This window comes from Staphylococcus sp. FSL W8-0271 (assembly GCF_038006605.1).
Lineage (GTDB): Bacteria > Bacillota > Bacilli > Staphylococcales > Staphylococcaceae > Staphylococcus > Staphylococcus cohnii.
This window is the reverse complement of sequence record NZ_JBBOVM010000001.1, coordinates 1,191,702-1,210,145: the sequence shown is the minus strand read 5'-3', so window position 1 is coordinate 1,210,145 and position 18,444 is coordinate 1,191,702. Positions and strand designations below refer to the sequence as shown.

Below are 18,444 nucleotides of genomic sequence, written 5' to 3'. Positions count from 1 at the left end.
CTTGTATATTATAGCATTTTCTATATAACTAGAAAATAAAGACAAAAAATAAACACCAGAAGTCATCACTTCTGGTGTTAACATGAACAAAAATTACTCAGCAGCTGCGTATACAGATACTTGTTTTTTGTCTCGACCTTTACGTTCAAATTTTACAACGCCGTCGATTTTAGCGAATAATGTATCGTCGCCACCACGACCAACATTTTCACCAGGATAAATTTTAGTACCACGTTGACGGAATAAAATAGAACCGCCAGTAACGAATTGACCATCCGCACGTTTAGCACCTAAACGTTTTGATTCAGAGTCACGTCCGTTTTTTGTAGAACTTACCCCTTTTTTAGATGCGAAGAACTGTAAGTTTAATTTTAACATTTGGTTGCACCTCACTTATAATTTAATCTAATATTTTCTTTGTATTCTTCTTCAATGGTCTGCAAAGAGACTAACATTGCTTGAAGAATTAATTGCGCTTTTTCATTATTCGTCTCGACACTTCTAACATGGAAGTATCCACCGTCATCACTATAGTCAATGTCGGGTTTCTCAGATGTTAATCCCATTATAGCATTAACACTTCCGAAAATAACTGCAGATGCTCCTGCACATACAATATCGTAACCGTAGTCACCATGATCGGCATGACCCTCCATGATAACGTCTGTTACTTGACCCGAATCGTTTAATGTAACATCTACATTAATCATAATTACGCGTTGATTTTGTCGATTGTTAATTTAGTGTATGGTTGACGGTGACCTTTTTTACGTTTAGAGTCTTTACGACGTCTATATGTGAAAACAGTAATTTTTTTACCGCGACCTTGTTTGTTTACAGTAGCAGTAACTGTTGCACCTTCAACTGTTGGTGCACCAACTTTAACTGAATCTCCACCTACAAATAGTACTTTATCAAAAGTGAAAGAATCACCTTCATTTACGTCTAATTTTTCAACGAAAATTTCTTGTCCTTCTTCAACTTTTACTTGTTTTCCACCTGTTTCAATAATAGCAAACATACTTTGCACCTCCTATAATTTAAGTCACGCCAAACTCAGGTGACATCTTTGTACTTAAACCTGAATCCGAGCGGTTGTATGTAGCTAGAAACTACTCAACTACTGCATTTTAGCATTACGATCTTTCACTGTCAATCTTCAATTGAATTTTTTTGAGGAATTTTGTTATTAGCGGATACAAAATAATTAATAAAATTAAATTTAGAATTAATGTCGGTATCATTCTAAAAATCACAAACTCAAACAAATTAAATTGAACTAATCCTAAAACACTATATATAACTGCTACATAAATTTCTAACACGAGTGTACTTAACAAAACGATAGTAAATAACATCGTATGATCTCGATAAAATACTTTAAAGAAAAAATCCATGATAACGACTAATAAAATATAGCCAAATAAATATAATCCGTAAAAGCTACCATAATATAAATCGGTAATTAATCCTAATACTGTAGATAAAATCAGAGCTACACTAAAACCTCTATAGACACTAATGATTAAGATATACATAATCGTTAAATGAGGTACAAAAATGATCTCTTTCCCAGAAATTTGCATAGGTATGACAAGTGCAATTGCGGTATCAATATAAAAAAGAATGATGCCTATAAGAAAGTAGTAAAAAGCTCTCATTAATTATCACCACTTTCACTATCAGGTACTGAATTAGGGTCTCTTTTAGCAACATAAACATGACTTAAATCAGCTAAATCAGTACCAGTTTTCACTCTTACTTCTTTAGCTAAACCATACTCATCGTTTTCAACCTTTGCTACTTCACCTATGTATAACCCAGTTGGAAGCTGATCTGCTAATCCACTTGTAACTACCTTATCTCCTTTTTCAACACTGTCTTTATTGTTAATATCAGATATTACTAGCTCTTCTTTTTTTGCATCATAATGGTCTATGAGGCCAAACACGTTTTTATCATCATGTTGAATATTGACAGATAAACGATTTGCCCTTGTGTTTGTTGATATTAAATCTACTTGTGAAGAAAATTGATTCACTTTAGAGATTCGACCAACTAAACCATCAGAAGTCATTACTGCCATATTATTTTTGATTCCATCTTTTGAGCCTTGATTAATCACTAATGTATTCATCCACTGATCAGGGTTTCTAGAAAGCACTGTGCTGGAAATTGGGTCGAATTTAGATATGTCTTCAATATCTAATTCTTTTTTGTATTTTTTATTCTCTGACTTTAACCTTTGATTTTCCGCCTCTAACTGTTTCAATTCACTTGATTGTTTTTTTGAATCACCACTGGTAAAAATACTATTGATAGATCCAGTAATAAAATGGACTGGATAACTCACAGCCTTTTGGCCAAAAGCTACTGTATCCCCAACATACTGTTCAACATATGATTGGGATTGGGATCGCAATGACACACCAATCAAGGCGATAAAAACAATGATTGCACATAATATAACAATCAATTTGTTGTTACTAAAAAACTTTGACAACCTAAACACCTCTATTAACCAACTATTTTATCTTCTTCCTATCATTTTATATTACTACTTAAATGAAATAAAGCACGAACATAAAGAATATGAAACAAAATTCATTTGTGAATTTTAATATGAAGATAAGTTTACTATATTTTACATTCAAACATTGTGATAACTTGTATTATAGCAATAAATATAGAAAATAGTGTATTATTTAGTATTAATTTAAGCACTCCATTTAATTTTTGTAATAGTCATGGAAAATTCCATTTTAGGACACCCCATTACTCAATTTTGTAAGTACCCAATCTCATTAAAAAAGAACGAATAAAAATCAATCATATCCATATTGATTTTCACTCGTTCTGGTTATTTATCATATTAATTTTTCAAACTAAAAAATACCTTGAAGCTGCATAAACTACAGCTTACATACATATTTCATTAACTGACTGTACTCGTATTAAATGAATCCTATTTCTGCTCTTCATCTGATGATGTTTTAGAGTCATTAGACTTACTAGATTCTTTTTCATCTTCTTTATATAGTGTTTCTTCTTTACGCCAACGCGCAAATAAATTTTGTGCTTTTGCTTGTTCGTCTGCTTTTTTTTCATTAGATTTTTCACTCATTATAAACACCAACCTTTTCATATTACTTATATAAGGCTAACTTATTTATTAAAAGAATTCAAACCCATTACTCATAATTTGAAGCTGGCTTCAATTCTATATGTTCGCCCAATTGATTGAGGTCTTGATTCATCTCTATTTCAGTTTTATAAACTCTCATAGATTCAGAACCAAATTTATAAATAATAAATTCATCTCCACGTTGACCAGCTAAATATGTTTCATTATATCCCATTCTTTCGATACCAGTTACTGACATAAACTCCCGCTTATCAATCCAATTAAACATATTTTTTGTTTGACTAAGTGGAACATTATTCAAAATATCATTATCTTCTACTGAATATCTTTGTCCGCCTGTTAGATGACCTTTATTTGCGCTATTATTTAAGGATGATTCATCATTATGAATTGGGTTCCAATCTTGGTCCTTCAAAAAAGGCGCATATTTGAGTGCGAAAAATACAATTACTATAATTGCAATAATAGCTATAATATTCTTTATAATACTAAATATGAAACGCATGAACCATCCTCCTATTTTATTCATCAAAATTATAGTATGTTTAATAAAGTTTATCATCAGACTATAGGTGTATTTATATCTTAACTATAGACCGATGTATGTTTCATGCATTAATATTAAACTATATTAAAAGGAGTGAATAGACAATGAGTATTTTATCTATAATCCTGCTTGCACTCTTAGTTATCTTATTATTTAGAGTAGGTTTATCTATTTTAAGATTTTTAATCTATGTTGGCATAATTGTATTATGTATTTATCTAGGATACCAAGGCATTCTTTGGTTAATGGAAAATTATAATCAATTTTTTAGTTTTATAAATTAAAATTTTAGCGCTTATAGACGTTGAAGTCCATTAAGCGCTTTTTAAGTATTCAAATGATTATTTTTTCGCAAGTATTTGATAACAATAATAACAACCACACAATAATAGCACCCAAATAACTCCAAGGATAATCGCACTAAAACCACATTAAAAGCAGATGATCATAATTTTTTAAAAGCTTAGTACTGTTGAGGAAATAGTAACACCTATCGTTGAAATCAATACAGTACTACAGTATATATGTTTCATTCTCATATTCGTTTTCATTTTAATCATTTACATTAAATAAATCACAGGTAATAATAGCGCACTTAAAGTATATTTTCTACTACTTAACCTCCCAATTTGATGCCTCAAATATAATATGCTCGTTAAGTGTAAGATGACAACTTAATCAAACATCGTTAATAACATTATATTTAAACCACTGTTATTTAATCAAAGTAACCCGCTTCTACCATGCTTAAATATTCATGGTCGCCAATAATGACATGGTCTAATAAATCAATACCTAATAGTTGGCCACAATCTCTAAGTCTCGCAGTGGTTTTAATATCTTCATTTGAAGGTGTTGTATCACCGGAAGGGTGATTATGTAAAACGATAATCGCATTGCTCGCACATTTAATCGCTTCGCTAAATATTTCTCTTGGATGAACAATTGAAGAATTTAGCGTACCTACAAATATTGTTTTCTTTTTTATAATGACATTTTTAGAATTTAAAAACAGCACAATAAATTTTTCTTGCGTCAAATGTTCCATCTTACCCATCATAAAATCCGCCACATCTTTAGGGCTAGTGATTTGAATTTTATCATCAACACTTCCGGAATGTATACGTTCACCTAATTCAAATGCCGCTTTCAATGTAAGTGCTTTATACAGTCCCACACCTTTTACTTTATTTAAATCATTAATAGATAACATTTTTAATTCTTTTAAACTATCTACTGATTTTAATAATTCATTAGCTATATCTAAACTTGAACTACCTTTTCTTCCTGTATTAATGAGAATAGCTAATAATTCAGCATGTGATAAATACCTGGCACCATGACACAACATACGTTCTCTTGGTTTTTGATGATCTGCAAGTTCATTTATTCTCAATAAACAACAACTCCTATGAATTATCTAGATGTATTTCAGTATTAAAATTAGTAATTTTGTAAGGTCATTGGAATAACAAATTTTAAAGAAGCATTCAAAAGCGAGGTGTATTTATTCTACTACGAATGAAGTGTCATGTTGACAAATTTCTCATTAATTTAATAATTGCTTATTTCTATCTAAAAAATTTAATTCAGAATAAAAATTTAATTATTTTATAAATTATATCAAGATGTTTCTTTACCTTTTTGTGCACTGTCCCACTGTGCAAATAAAAATAAAAGACCTATAATTCCTAATATTACAGTTCCCCATATATTCAAAGGTAATATATCATTAACATATAAATAAATAAGTGTAATCACAAATAAAGTTGGTAAAATGGCGCCCAATAGCTTATTTTCTGTTTTAGATATAAAATATTGCACCGCTAACAATACAGCATAAATAATTGCTGGTGATAATGTCATTAAAAATTTCAAATAAAATCCCTTCTTTTTTATTATATTTTATGATCATAACAAACCATAACTAATTAAAAATTGTGATTATCATGCTTATACTTTGTAATAGCGTCTATTAAAATACAAATACCTAAGCCGAAAATAATTAAAGGAAGTATGATGATTAAATATATTGAGAATTTTCCAAATGTATTAGTAAAAAAAGCTACAGCAAATATAATTAAAAATATAAAAATTAATAAATTCATTCCCGTTGTTTTATTCAAGCCCTTTCACCTATCATTTTAATAATGTGCTCAAATTATATTAGAGTTAGTCAAAATTTAAAAATGAAATAAACTATATTTTACTACAAGGTTAAAAAAGCATAGTAAATTTCAAAATGTAAATTTTACAAATTAAAATAGCTATGCTTTTAATTAATCTATTCTTCTTTTTTAACTTCTTCTACTGTTTTTTCAACTTCTTCACGTGTCATTTTTTCACGCCCATTTTTCATTGCTTTTAGGGTTTTATGTGCGAAAGCTAGTGGTAAACGACAGAACAATAAAATCGTCCTTTTATTGATTGCTTTCATATATTCATCCGCTTTTGCTAAATTTTCTTCAGCATAAGCAAATAAATCCTCACGCGTCCAGTCGTCAGGAACAAAACTCACATCACGTTCCTCAAGATCTTCTTCTTCATTTCGCAGAATGTTTACAGCCTGAAGTCCTCTTCCATAACCTATTGCTAAATCTCTATCAGTTTTAACATTTGCACAGACATCCCATAGTTTAGATAGCATTACACCTACAAGTCCTGCTACATAATATGTATAATCATCTAAATCCTCACGAGATTTAATTCTCCAGTTGGCTTTGGCCCATTTTGCCATACCATATGCCATTTCACTAGAAGATTCTCTAACGATTGCCCGAGTATGTTCAGGGCAAGCAGCCAACCAGTCTCCTAATCTCACTGAAACTTCTGGTAATTTATCTTTTACTGGACTTATTATTTTTAAATATTTTTCCGAATCAAAAGGCATATTTAATAATTCGCTAATTTGCATTAACAAACTATACTTTAAATCATTGTTAATTTCCTCATGATCTTCAATTTCATCAATTGCGCGCATAACTAAATATGCACAAGCTACAGAATGTTTTAGCTCTTTTTCTAAAAAAGTAATTGGAATATAAAACGTACGGCTTGTCTCTTTTAAAACGCGCATTGCATCTTTTGGGAATTTCTTTTCTGCCATTTTATGAGTTCCCCTCCCTTTTCTTGATATTATCATATTTTTACATTTTAAAATAGCAAATGCTATGTTGATAGTATTTTTACACTTTGATGATTAAAATAAATTAAAAAGCGAGAACAAAATCGACAGTTGTTAATCGATTCCATTGCCCGCTTCTAGAAATTAGCAAACACGAAATTTAAAACTATACTTTAAAATATTTTAAACTAAAATATGAATTTATCCTTTGTTATATTATACAAATTCTTCATATTCATAAGGATTCTGTCCTTCAACACGACCATCTTCACCTTTATCTAACGCATCTATTTTAGCTATATCTTCATTTGATAGTTTAAAATCAAGATAATTAAAGTTATCTTGTTGATGAGTATATTGTGAAGCTTTAACTACAGGGAAAACATGTTTCTGATTCACCCAATTAATAATGACTTGTGCTGTAGAACGATTATATTTTTCTGCAATTTCTTTAATTGTATTATTAGTTAACACATCGTTAATCTCACGGCCAAGCGGACTCCACGCCTCTGATAAAACACCACGTTTATCGTTTTCTTTGATTAATTCACTATTATTAAAATATGGATGAATTTCTATTTGATTTGTCGCAGGTGTAACACCTGTTGCCTCTATAATGTCATCTAAATGATCAGGCATGAAATTGGATACACCAATCGATTTTATTAATCCGTATTTTTGAGCGTCAACTAATGCTTGCCAAGCTTCTACATATTTACCTTGTTTAGGATTAGGCCAATGAACTAAATATTTATCAAAATAATCTAAGCCCGTTCTATATAGTGATTCTTGTATAAGGTTAATTGCTTTATCATATTCGTGAGCTGCACCAGGTAGTTTAGCACTCACATAAATTTCTTCTCTTGGAATACTAGAACGACGAATGGCTTCGCCTACCATTCCTTCATTATTATAGTTTGTGGAAGTATCAATAACTCTATAACCTAGATTCAATGCATTTTCTAATGCTTTAACACCCTTGCCACCTTGAATATTAACTGTACCTAATGCTATATGAGGTAATGTTGTTCCATCATTTAATAAAAATTTTTCATTTAAACTCAATTTATAACTTCCTTTCAATATTTAACAAATTATGTTACAAATCAACCTTAAATTGATTTTAAATCATTACATTTATATTTTACCCACATATGACCTTTTTAATCTAAATGGATGAGTGAATGAAGCATTGATATCATAAACTTCCCCAAAAAATCCTAAAATGTGATAATACTGTCTCTATACAAAACGCTATATATATAAATGGAATAAATGGTATTTTAATTTTTCGTTTTCTTGTTTTCAGCACTAATATTGTAGAAAATATACTTCCTATTAAGCATGTAAGAAAGAGTACATTGATAAAAATGGAATATGGTATTAAATATGATAAAAGTGAACAAATTAATATATCACCATATCCAATAGCATTTTTGAATAAAAAATAAAATATATGTAGCAGGAGTGTGGTAATAACAAAATAAAAGAGGTTGCCATCAATAATAACTGTACTACTAAAAGCAAATATTAAAAATGTGTGTAAGGGGATAGATAAAGTTTGTATATCATAGAGAGCAAAAACAAGGAGAAATAAGTATATGCATATGAAAGTGCATAACGACTTTGCACTTGGATTAAATATCAAATATAAGGCTGGCACCAATGACAATACCTCACCTAAAATATAAAGTCTGCTAAGCGGTTGTTTACAACATGAAGTTTTCCCTAAAAGTCTAATATAACTGAATATTGGTATGATATCTCTGTACCTCAATTGCTTATTACAGAAATCACACTTGGATCTTGTTGCCAAATACTTTAAGTTAAATGTTTCAACAAAACATAATTGATAAAGAAAGCTAAATAACACAGGACAAACAACAAACAAAATAAGCAATGAATCGCCTCCTCTTGCTTATTATAACAACACAAGTCTAGCACTTTAACAAAAACATCACTTTTCAAATAATAATAGAAAGATACAAAAAATAAAGCTAGTCTATCATTTAACAAAACCATTATATAAGTTTAGTTAAGGTGTTAAATAATAACTAGCTTTATTATATTCAAATTAAATATTTAGAAATTCACTTTAGCTTTAACTTCGCTGATGAAATACAAACTACCTGTAATGACTAAGCCCTGTCCTTCATAATTTTCAATAAATCGAACGAAATCATCCACAGTTTCTTTTTGATCAAATCGTATTTCATCGTAAATTTCTTCTTTTGCGCATGCTTTTGGAAAATCAAAATCTGTAATATACATTGTTGAAGCAATTGTTTTTAATTGATCAATCATTGCGTGAATTGGCTTTCCATTAATAGCCGCATACAATACGTCGACATTGTCTAATTTATAATAGTCTTTTAACGTCTTTATGAGTGCTTCTACACTTTCCAAATTATGGGCACCATCTATAATTATCAATGGTTCATCTTTAACTTTCTCAATTCTTCCTGTCCAATTCACAGCTTCAATCCCATTAATCATTTTGTTAAAATCTAATTCAACTAAACCAGATTCATTTAATTCGATTAATGCTGTAATTGCCAATGCTGCATTTTCTTTTTGATGTTCACCAAGCATATTCAAAATAAGTGTTTCTAGTTCATAATTCTTATAGCGATATGTAAATTCCTCACCTTGAGAAATCACACTAATATCTCTATCTAACTCAATACCTTCTGCATTTTGTTGTTCTACAAAATCACGAATGATTTTAAGTGCATCTTCATTCTTCACAGCATATATGACAGGCGTTTCAGGTTTAATAATTGCGCCTTTATCTTTGGCGATATCTACATATGTATCGCCTAAAATATCAACATGATCTAAACCAACACTCGTTAAAATGCTAAGTATTGGTTTAAATACATTTGTAGAATCATTCTTTATACCTAAGCCTGCTTCTACTATTACAAAGTCAACTGGATGAATTTCTCCAAAATATAGAAACATCATCGTTGTAATAATTTCAAACTCAGTGGCTGTTCCAAGTTCTGTTTCTATTTCTAATGCTTCACTTACTGGTTTTACCTTTTGAACTAATTCTACAATGGCATCGTCGCTTATTGGTACACCATTTAAACTTATACGTTCATTAAATGTTTCTATAAAAGGAGACGTAAAGGTCCCAACTTCATATCCATTGTCAACAAGCGCTGACCTTAAATAGGCAACTGTTGACCCTTTACCATTTGTACCACCGACATGAATACCATTGATATTAAATTGTGGATTGTTTAATTTATCTAGCATCCACTCCATGCGTTTAACACCTGGTTTAATGCCAAATTTAGTTCGTTCATGTATCCAATATAAGCTGTCTAGGTAATTCATGTTAAGGACTCCTATGCTTTTAATTGATTAATTCGTTCTTGTACACCATCATATTTTTCTTGATATGTTTGTTTTTTCTCACGTTCTTCATTAATAATTTTTTCAGGCGCTTTATTAACAAAATTTTCATTAGCTAGTTTTTTATTGACACGATCTAACTCTTTTTCCCATTTTTCGAGTTCGTTTTCTAAGCGTGCAATTTCTTTATCCATATCGATTAAACCTTCTAATGGTAATATGACTTCACCAGCAGAAGTAATTGATGTCATTGCTTTTTCCGGGATAGCTATTGTAGTTTGGATAATTAGTTCGCTTGGATGACAGAATCTATCAATATAATTTGAATTATTTAATAAAGTTTCTCGTATATTTTCATCTTTTGCTTGAATGAAAATTGGAATAGCTTTTGATAATGGCGTATCTACTTCTAGTCGAGATTGTCTTACGGATTTAATAATTTCAACAAGTTGTTGCATCGTTTCTTTACTTTCATCAAATACTAACTCATTATTTGATTTAGGCCAAGCTGCATTGACAATCGTTTCACCTTCATGTGGTAAATTTTGCCAAATTTGTTCTGTTACAAATGGCATAAATGGATGTAACATTCTCATTGTATTATCTAACACATAAGTTAATACAGAACGTGTAACTTGTTTTTGAGCTTCATCTTCACCGTTCATAGGTATTTTACTCATCTCTATATACCAATCACAGAATTCATCCCAAATAAAGTTATATAGCGCTCTGCCAACCTCACCAAATTCATAACGTTCACTTAAATCAGTAACTGTATCTATTGTTTCATTTAAGCGTGTTAAAATCCATTTATCTGCTAAAGATAAATTAGTTGATAAATCTACATCTTCAACTTTGAAATCGTCACCAATATTCATCAAACTAAATCTAGCAGCATTCCATATTTTATTTATAAAATTCCAGATTGATTCAACTTTTTCTGTGGAATAACGTAAATCATGACCAGGAGACGAGCCGGTAGCTAAGAAATATCTTAAACTATCTGCACCATACTCATCAATAACGTCCATTGGATCAACACCATTACCTAATGATTTACTCATTTTACGACCATCCTCAGCACGAACTAACCCATGTAATAAAACATCGTTAAATGGGCGTTGTCCTGTAAACTCGAGTCCTTGGAATATCATTCTAGCTACCCAGAAGAATATAATATCATAACCTGTTACAAGTACATTAGTTGGGTAATAACGTTGAAAATCTTCATTTTCAGTATCCGGCCAACCTAATGTTGAAAATGGCCAAAGAGCACTAGAAAACCAAGTGTCTAATACATCTTCATCTTGTGTCCATTCTTCTATATTTTGTGGTGGCTCTTCACCGACATAAATTTCTCCAGTTTCATTATGGTACCAAGCAGGTATTTGATGCCCCCACCATAATTGTCGTGAGATCGTCCAATCTCTAATTTCTTCCATCCAACGATTGAATGTTTTTTCAAATCTATTTGGCACAAAATCGATTCTATTATCCGTTTTTTGGTTGTTTAATGCCTGTTCAGCTAATGGTTTCATTTTAACAAACCATTGTGTAGATAGATAAGGTTCAACGACTGCACCAGAACGTTCTGAATGTCCAACAGAATGTTCATGTTCTTCAATTTTAATCACTAAATCCTGTTCGTATAAATCTTTAACTAATGCTTCTCGACATTCAAATCTATCCATACCTTGATATTTACCAGCATGCGCATTCATGTGACCAGACTCATCCATAACTGTAATACGTTCTAAATCATGACGATTACCAATTTCAAAGTCATTTGGATCATGTGATGGTGTAACTTTCATCGCACCACTACCAAAATCGATATCCACATATTCATCTGCTAGTATTGGTAATTCTCTACCAATTATAGGCAAAATTACAGTTTTACCTATAACATCTTTATAACGATCATCCTTCGGATTTACTACGATTGCAGTATCACCTAACATCGTCTCAGGACGTGTAGTGGCTATCTCAATGAAACCATTGCCATCTGCATAAGGATATTTAAAATGATAAAACTTACCTTGTACATCCTCATGAATTACTTCTATATCAGATAAAGCAGTACGTGCAACTGGATCCCAGTTGATAATGTATTCACCACGATAAATTAAACCTTTATTATACATATCCACAAATACTTTTTTAACTGCTTTACTAAGTCCTTCATCTAATGTAAAGCGCTCTCTACTATAATCTAAACCTAAACCTAATTTTGCCCACTGTTGTCTAATAAAATCAGCATACTCTTCTTTCCAATCCCAAGCTTTTTCTAGGAACTTCTCTCTACCTAAATCATGGCGAGATAAACCTTCTTCTTTGAGTTTCGTTTCTACTTTAGCTTGTGTCGCTATACCAGCATGGTCCATACCTGGTAAGTAAAGTGTGTCATACCCTTGCATACGTTTCATTCTTGTTATAATGTCTTGTAACGTTGTATCCCAAGCATGACCTAAATGTAATTTACCAGTTACGTTTGGGGGTGGGATAACGATTGTATATGTTTCTTTTGAATGATCTTCTGCTGCTTTAAAATAGCCATTATTGACCCATTGATCATAACGTCCAGTTTCGACTTCGTTTGGATTATATTTGGGTTTCATTTCCATGTGTAAAATCCTCCTTAAATAAATAAAAACCCATCCTAATAAAATAGGACGGGTTTTACCGTGGTACCACCTAAATTCAAGAAATTAGTATAATAATTTCAAGCACTTAAAATTATGATTAACGCTCAAACACGCTTTAACCTACTTTATTATCTTAGATTTGACAAATTTCAGCTAAAGTTCAATGTGGGCTACCTTCAATAAGTTAAATTGTACATTTTCAGCTACCATGTACTCTCTGTTAAATTTCAGCTTATTTACTCTTCCCAGTAGACAATATTTCTTTACTTGATTATAGTATAATGGATATGAAAATAAGTCAATAAAATGGAGTGAAATTTATGAATGAATGTGCATTTGGCACTACAGATTCTGTTTACATTAATTATCACAATGAAAGTTGGGGTCATCCTATATATGATAGTTTGAAACTATTTAAATTAATGGCATTAGAATCTCAACATGCCGGGCTATCTTGGTTAACTATTTTAAAGAAAAAAGAATCATATGAACAGGCATTTTATAATTTCGATCCATCGAAAATTGTAAATATGACGTCAGAAGATATTGATAGGTTAATGGAGTTTCCCAATATTGTTCATAATAGAAAAAAATTAGAGGCCATCGTCAATCAAGCAGAAGGATATTTCAAAATCGAAAAAGATTATGGCAGTTTTAGTGCGTTTTTATGGTCTTATGTCAATCATAAACCACTCGATTTAGGCTATCGTCAATCAACTGAACGAATGACAGTGGATGAGCGTGCCACGGAACTTTCTAAAAAATTAAAACATTATGGATTTAAGTTTTTAGGTCCAGTTACTGTCTTCTCATTTTTGGAGGCAGCAGGTCTATATAATGCTCACCTACAAGCATGCCCTTATAACCCTAACATATACAATGGCGAAGGTTTCCAATAAAAATAAACCACTTTAATATAGTTAACGAGCAGTTGTCTCATTCATTAAATTTTATTGAATAACATGATTGCTTTTTCCAAAAGATCATGTGCTAAAAGGTATTTTTTAACCTGCATCAATAATTTATATACGCAGAAAACATGCACAAAAAACTGCTACCAAAGTCAACTAGTTTTTCGGCAGTCTGACATGAGCTTTTGCTCATGTTTTTTAGTTTAAGCATATTAAAGTCTTTTAAAAATTTAAAAAGTGTCAAAAGCGAATATTTGGTTTACTTTCAATTATGACGCTAAATGTATAAAAAAACCACTCCGCAGAGTGGTCAAAAGGATGAAGTACTGGAGGTACTTCGCTTATATAATATCAAACCAAAACACGTTGTTCAATATAATAAATATTAAATTATTGTAAAATATAAATAGATTTTACACTGTTGTATTTTTAGTAATCATTTTTATTACTTTCGCTTTGTCTTTCCCTAAATTTAAGAAAATAATTTAACATCGGTGCAATTAAAAATAATATAAAGAAAATTCTAAAGATATGGTAACTAGATATCATCGCGACATCTGCGCCAGTTTCAATAGCAACTAATACAATTTGACTCATGCCTCCAGGGGCGGCACCTAAGAACAATTCGTTCACTTGATGATGTGATACGGTTGCTATAAACAAGACCATGACAAATGCTAATAATATTAATAAAATATTTTGGAATGCAATTGCTATAGCAATTCTTCCTTTCATTTGGTCTAATAACTTTGCTATTTGTATACCTATTCGAATCATATATATAATTTGTGCTGCAGCAATGATGTAATTATCTAAAGTGAAAGTCACGCCAGTAAATAAGTTCCAGCCTATCAGTACGAGAATCGGGGCAAGTAATTGTTTGGTCGGAAAATTTATTTTTGTCATAACAAAATAAATAACAGTTATTGCAATAATAAGTAAGGCTATATTCGGAATTGTTAAAGCCTGTGTCAAAACTTGTGTAGTTCGTCCAGTAGTTGAATGATTTCCAGAATCTTGAAAAAAATACGATATAAATGGAACTAATATAACTACAAATATGATTCTTGATGTTTGAGTTAAACTAACAACCATGATATTTGCTTTTTTATTTTCGTCTGCCATTATTAACATTTGGCTCAAAGCACCTGGGATCACACTTAATATTGCCGTTTCGGTATTAACATTAGCAATTTTTTTGAAAAAATAAGCAATGATTAAGGCTAATATAAGTAACATAATTGTTATCAAAACAATCGTGAGCCAATCATCTTTAATATCAAATATGACATTTTTTGTAAAAGTAGATCCTATTTGAACTCCTAATAGCACTAAACCAATTTGGCTTAACCAAAACGGCCATCTTATATCTAAGTGTAAATAGCGTATACAAACGATACTAGCAATAATTGGTCCAAACATAAACGGCAGCAAAACATGAGCTGCATTTAGTACTAAACTAAAAATAAGCGCTAACATTAATACGATAAAATTACTTTTTAAATGCTTATTCATTTGCTCACAACTTTCTTTAGTATCGTTATCTTTATATACATAACTAATTAAATTAAAAGGAGCGAGTTAGAAATCAAAATGCTTAATTTGATTTCGAATCCTCGCCCCATTTAGGTAAAAGAACTCTAAAAAGTAAGTACAATTAAATGTTATTAATGAGCCTTTTAAAACACTATTTATTTTAACTGAATTGGAAATAACAATATAAATTTTAAGTGCTTAAAATTAAACAATACGGCTCAATGCAGTATCAAATGCTGCTAATGTTTTTTCTATATCCGCTTCTGTATGCGCAGTAGAAAGGAATGTCCCTTCAAATTGGGAAGGGGGTAAAAACACACCTTCTTTTGCCATTTCTCTATACATTTGACTAAACATTTCTAAATCACTTTGATTTGCTTCTTCAAAATTAGTTACCGGTCCTTCATTTAAGAAATACCCTATCATAGATCCTGCACGATTCACAGTAATGGGTACATTATGTTTTTTAAAAACATCTTTTAAGCCATTTTCTAATATATCTCCAAGTTTATTGAAATATTCATATGACTCTGGTGTTAACTGTTTTAAAGTTTCATAACCACTTGTCATAGCTAGCGGATTTCCAGATAATGTTCCTGCTTGGTAAATATTGCCTGAAGGCGCAATATGATCCATGATTTCTTTTTTACCACCAAATGCTGCTGCAGGTAATCCTCCACCTATGACTTTACCAAGACAAGTTAAATCAGGCATCACATTAAAGTAACCTTGTGCACAATGATATCCCACTCTAAAGCCAGTCATAACTTCATCAAATAATAATAAAGAACCATATTCATTTGTGATATCTCTCAAGCCTTGTAGGAATCCTTCTACTGGTGGTACAACCCCCATATTACCCGCTACAGGTTCAACGATAACACCAGCAATGTCATCACCAAATTCTTCAAAAGCTACTTTTATTGACGCTAAGTCATTATATGGTACTGAAATTGTATTTTTTGCAATACCTTCTGGTACACCTGGAGAATCAGGTAATCCTAAAGTAGCAACACCAGACCCTGCTTTGATTAAAAGTGAATCACTATGGCCATGATAACATCCTGTAAATTTCACTATTTTATTTCTACCAGTATAACCTCTCGCTAAGCGTAATGTATCCAATGTCGCTTCTGTACCTGAAGATACCATGCGTAGTTTCTCAATGGAAGGTACACGATCGATAACGAGTTCTGCTAACTTATTTTCAATTAACGTCGAAGCACCAAAACTTGTACCATTATCAACAGCTTCATGTAAGCTTTCATTCACTTGTTTGTTTTTATGACCTAAAATTAATGGTCCCCAACTTAAAACATAATCAATATATTCATTACCATCGATATCGTATATTTTTGAACCTTCACCATGATCCATAAAAATCGCCGGTGTATCTACAGATTTAAATGCTCTAACTGGACTATTTACACCACCTGGCATTAGATTTTCAGCTGTCTTCATTGCTTCTATAGAATTATTATATCCCATTTAAATTTTCCTCCTTATTGTTCATCAATATATCTACAAATATCTTTAGAGAAATATGTGATAATCATGTCCGCGCCTGCACGTTTCATTGAAATCATCTGTTCCATCACAACTTGTTTTTCATCAATCCATCCATTAAGTGCAGCTGCTTTCGTCATGCTATATTCACCACTTACATTATATGCAATTACAGGAACATTTGTCGTATTACGGACATCTCTAATAATGTCTAAAAAACTCAAAGCAGGTTTAACAATCATCATGTCTGCACCTTCATGTAAATCACTATCAAGCTCTCTTAGTGCTTCTCTTCTATTTGCAGGATCCATTTGGTACGTTTTTCTATCTCCAAATTGTGGTGCAGATTCAGCAGCATCACGGAATGGACCGAAAAAGCTAGAAGCATATTTAATACCATAACTCATAATTGGTATATTGTAATAACCAGCATCATCTAAACCTGCTCTAATTTCTGCAACGAAACCATCCATCATATTACTAGGCGCAATGATATCGGCACCAGCCTCCACTTGTGAGATAGCAGTTTTGACTAACAATGGTAAAGATTTATCGTTGTCTACATCATTTGTTTTTTCATTAATAACACCACAATGACCATGATCCGTATATTCACATAAACAAGTATCTGCGACAACGAGTAAGTCGCTGTACATTGCTTTGGCTTTTCTAGTAGCTTCTTGAACAATACCATTGTGATCATAAGCACCTGTACCAACAGCATCTTTTTCATTGGGTACACCGAAGAACATTATTCCTCTAATACCTAAATCATATGCTTCTTTAATTTCTTCATCAAGTAAGTTTAAACTGAGTTGATACACACCTGGCATTGATTTTATTTCTTCTTTAACATTATCTCGTTCTACAACGAAAATAGGATAAATTAAATCCTCTTTGTGTACATGTGTTTCACGAACCATGTCTCTTATAGATTTACTACTACGTAATCTTCTGTGTCTATCAAATTGCATCATTTTCCCAACTTTCTTCAACTTTATTTATTAACGAATCTAATGTTTGAATATTTGATATTGTCGCATCATAACCATATTGCTTTATAGTGTTTAAAGTTTGTTGTCCTATGACGTAATACTGATTAAATTGCGGTGTTTCACTTTGTTCAAAAAAATATCTTACTGCAGATGAACTCGCAAATGTAATGACATCTAGCTCGTTATTTTTTATCATATGCTTAACATCTTCAATATTTTTAGTATGTGGTACTGGACGATATAAATCAATTTTACAAACTTGATAACCTTGTTGACTTAAACTTTCTTGCAACAAAGGCCTTGCATAAGCACTTGAGGGTATTAAAATTTTGCTGTTTTTTGAAGTTTGAAAGCATTTAAGAAACCCTTCTTGTGAGTAATCTGAAGGATAAAACAGCACATCTAAACCCAATGATTTACAATAGTCTGCTGTTTTAGCACCTATTGCAGCGAAATTTTTAACTTTCACTTGTGATAAAAATGGTTGGAAATATCTCACCGCATTTTTAGACGAAAAAATAAGCCAGTCATAGTCGACATCTAATAAATTTAAATCAAATGATAAGGGCTCTACATCTATAAATGGTTTGTGTAGAATAAACTTATCGTTTTGTTCAAATTTAGAAGTTTGCGTCATAACTATAACTGGTCTCATTATTTTCACCTCGAATG

20 protein-coding genes and 2 other annotated features are annotated in these 18,444 nt (G+C 31.3%); of the genes, 2 read left to right on the top strand and 18 right to left on the bottom strand.

Annotated features, from left to right (window positions below):
• Positions 1-93: 93 nt before the first annotated feature.
• The 7 genes from rpmA to NST87_RS05950 all read right to left on the bottom strand — a co-directional run bounded on the left by rpmA (position 94) and on the right by NST87_RS05950 (position 3,650).
• Positions 94-378, bottom strand: a complete 285-nt coding sequence (rpmA, locus tag NST87_RS05980) for a 50S ribosomal protein L27 (RefSeq protein ID WP_019468507.1) — start codon at positions 376-378, stop codon at positions 94-96.
• A gap of 11 nt (positions 379-389) precedes the next feature.
• Positions 390-710 carry a ribosomal-processing cysteine protease Prp gene (locus NST87_RS05975; RefSeq protein ID WP_019468506.1) on the bottom strand — a complete coding sequence of 107 codons (321 nt, stop codon included), beginning with the start codon at positions 708-710 and terminating at the stop codon, positions 390-392.
• 2 nt (positions 711-712) lie between these two features.
• Positions 713-1,021, bottom strand: a complete 309-nt coding sequence (gene rplU, locus NST87_RS05970; protein ID WP_019468505.1) for a 50S ribosomal protein L21 — start codon at positions 1,019-1,021, stop codon at positions 713-715.
• Between the two features lie 12 nt (positions 1,022-1,033).
• Positions 1,034-1,107 (bottom strand) — a sequence feature (ribosomal protein L21 leader region).
• 29 nt (positions 1,108-1,136) lie between these two features.
• Complete coding sequence (gene mreD, locus NST87_RS05965) at positions 1,137-1,661, bottom strand: rod shape-determining protein MreD (protein WP_019468504.1); 525 nt, start codon at positions 1,659-1,661, stop codon at positions 1,137-1,139.
• The gene (mreC, locus tag NST87_RS05960; RefSeq protein WP_019468503.1) at positions 1,661-2,503 is read right to left on the bottom strand and encodes a rod shape-determining protein MreC; all 843 of its coding nucleotides are present in this window, start codon (positions 2,501-2,503) and stop codon (positions 1,661-1,663) included. Before mreC ends, mreD begins: the two co-directional genes overlap by 1 nt.
• 462 nt (positions 2,504-2,965) lie before the next feature.
• The gene (locus NST87_RS05955) at positions 2,966-3,124 is read right to left on the bottom strand and encodes a hypothetical protein (protein ID WP_019468502.1); all 159 of its coding nucleotides are present in this window, start codon (positions 3,122-3,124) and stop codon (positions 2,966-2,968) included.
• Positions 3,125-3,191: 67 nt separating this feature from the next.
• The gene (locus NST87_RS05950; protein ID WP_019468501.1) at positions 3,192-3,650 is read right to left on the bottom strand and encodes a DUF4930 family protein; all 459 of its coding nucleotides are present in this window, start codon (positions 3,648-3,650) and stop codon (positions 3,192-3,194) included.
• 146 nt (positions 3,651-3,796) lie between these two features.
• Here NST87_RS05950 and NST87_RS05945 point away from each other — a divergent pair, with 146 nt between their 5' ends.
• Positions 3,797-3,976, top strand: coding sequence for a hypothetical protein (locus NST87_RS05945; RefSeq protein ID WP_019468500.1), 180 nt, complete (start codon positions 3,797-3,799; stop codon positions 3,974-3,976).
• A gap of 434 nt (positions 3,977-4,410) precedes the next feature.
• Here the strand turns inward: NST87_RS05945 and radC are convergent, their stop codons facing one another.
• The 7 genes from radC to NST87_RS05915 all read right to left on the bottom strand — a co-directional run bounded on the left by radC (position 4,411) and on the right by NST87_RS05915 (position 12,803).
• Positions 4,411-5,088, bottom strand: a complete 678-nt coding sequence (radC, locus tag NST87_RS05940) for a RadC family protein (protein WP_064264199.1) — start codon at positions 5,086-5,088, stop codon at positions 4,411-4,413.
• Positions 5,089-5,315: 227 nt separating this feature from the next.
• Positions 5,316-5,570: a hypothetical protein gene (locus tag NST87_RS05935; RefSeq protein ID WP_019468498.1), complete on the bottom strand. Its 255-nt coding sequence runs from the start codon at positions 5,568-5,570 to the stop codon at positions 5,316-5,318.
• Between the two features lie 406 nt (positions 5,571-5,976).
• Positions 5,977-6,798 carry a squalene/phytoene synthase family protein gene (locus NST87_RS05930; protein ID WP_019468496.1) on the bottom strand — a complete coding sequence of 274 codons (822 nt, stop codon included), beginning with the start codon at positions 6,796-6,798 and terminating at the stop codon, positions 5,977-5,979.
• Between the two features lie 234 nt (positions 6,799-7,032).
• Positions 7,033-7,881 carry an aldo/keto reductase gene (locus NST87_RS05925; RefSeq protein ID WP_040030014.1) on the bottom strand — a complete coding sequence of 283 codons (849 nt, stop codon included), beginning with the start codon at positions 7,879-7,881 and terminating at the stop codon, positions 7,033-7,035.
• Between the two features lie 133 nt (positions 7,882-8,014).
• Complete coding sequence (locus tag NST87_RS13790; RefSeq protein ID WP_369076460.1) at positions 8,015-8,689, bottom strand: prepilin peptidase; 675 nt, start codon at positions 8,687-8,689, stop codon at positions 8,015-8,017.
• A gap of 209 nt (positions 8,690-8,898) precedes the next feature.
• Positions 8,899-10,161 carry a bifunctional folylpolyglutamate synthase/dihydrofolate synthase gene (locus NST87_RS05920; protein ID WP_019468493.1) on the bottom strand — a complete coding sequence of 421 codons (1,263 nt, stop codon included), beginning with the start codon at positions 10,159-10,161 and terminating at the stop codon, positions 8,899-8,901.
• An 11-nt stretch (positions 10,162-10,172) separates the two neighbouring features.
• Positions 10,173-12,803 (bottom strand): valine--tRNA ligase, encoded by a 2,631-nt coding sequence (locus tag NST87_RS05915; RefSeq protein ID WP_019468492.1) that lies wholly within the window; start codon positions 12,801-12,803, stop codon positions 10,173-10,175.
• Positions 12,804-12,844: 41 nt separating this feature from the next.
• Positions 12,845-13,086, bottom strand: a binding site (T-box leader).
• A gap of 58 nt (positions 13,087-13,144) precedes the next feature.
• On the opposite strand from NST87_RS05915, the gene NST87_RS05910 reads away from it, so the two are divergent.
• The gene (locus tag NST87_RS05910) at positions 13,145-13,723 is read left to right on the top strand and encodes a DNA-3-methyladenine glycosylase I (RefSeq protein ID WP_019468491.1); all 579 of its coding nucleotides are present in this window, start codon (positions 13,145-13,147) and stop codon (positions 13,721-13,723) included.
• Positions 13,724-14,164: 441 nt separating this feature from the next.
• Here the strand turns inward: NST87_RS05910 and NST87_RS05905 are convergent, their stop codons facing one another.
• From NST87_RS05905 to NST87_RS05890, 4 genes are all read right to left on the bottom strand, one after another.
• Entirely contained in the window at positions 14,165-15,250 is a 1,086-nt protein-coding gene (locus tag NST87_RS05905; protein ID WP_019468490.1) for an AbrB family transcriptional regulator, read from the bottom strand.
• 225 nt (positions 15,251-15,475) lie between these two features.
• A complete protein-coding gene (gene hemL, locus NST87_RS05900; protein ID WP_340721401.1) occupies positions 15,476-16,759 on the bottom strand; it encodes a glutamate-1-semialdehyde 2,1-aminomutase in 1,284 nt (427 codons plus the stop codon).
• A gap of 14 nt (positions 16,760-16,773) precedes the next feature.
• Positions 16,774-17,751, bottom strand: a complete 978-nt coding sequence (gene hemB / locus NST87_RS05895) for a porphobilinogen synthase (RefSeq protein WP_019468488.1) — start codon at positions 17,749-17,751, stop codon at positions 16,774-16,776.
• Positions 17,741-18,427 (bottom strand): uroporphyrinogen-III synthase, encoded by a 687-nt coding sequence (locus tag NST87_RS05890; protein WP_019468487.1) that lies wholly within the window; start codon positions 18,425-18,427, stop codon positions 17,741-17,743. Before NST87_RS05890 ends, hemB begins: the two co-directional genes overlap by 11 nt.
• Positions 18,428-18,444 lie beyond the last annotated feature (17 nt).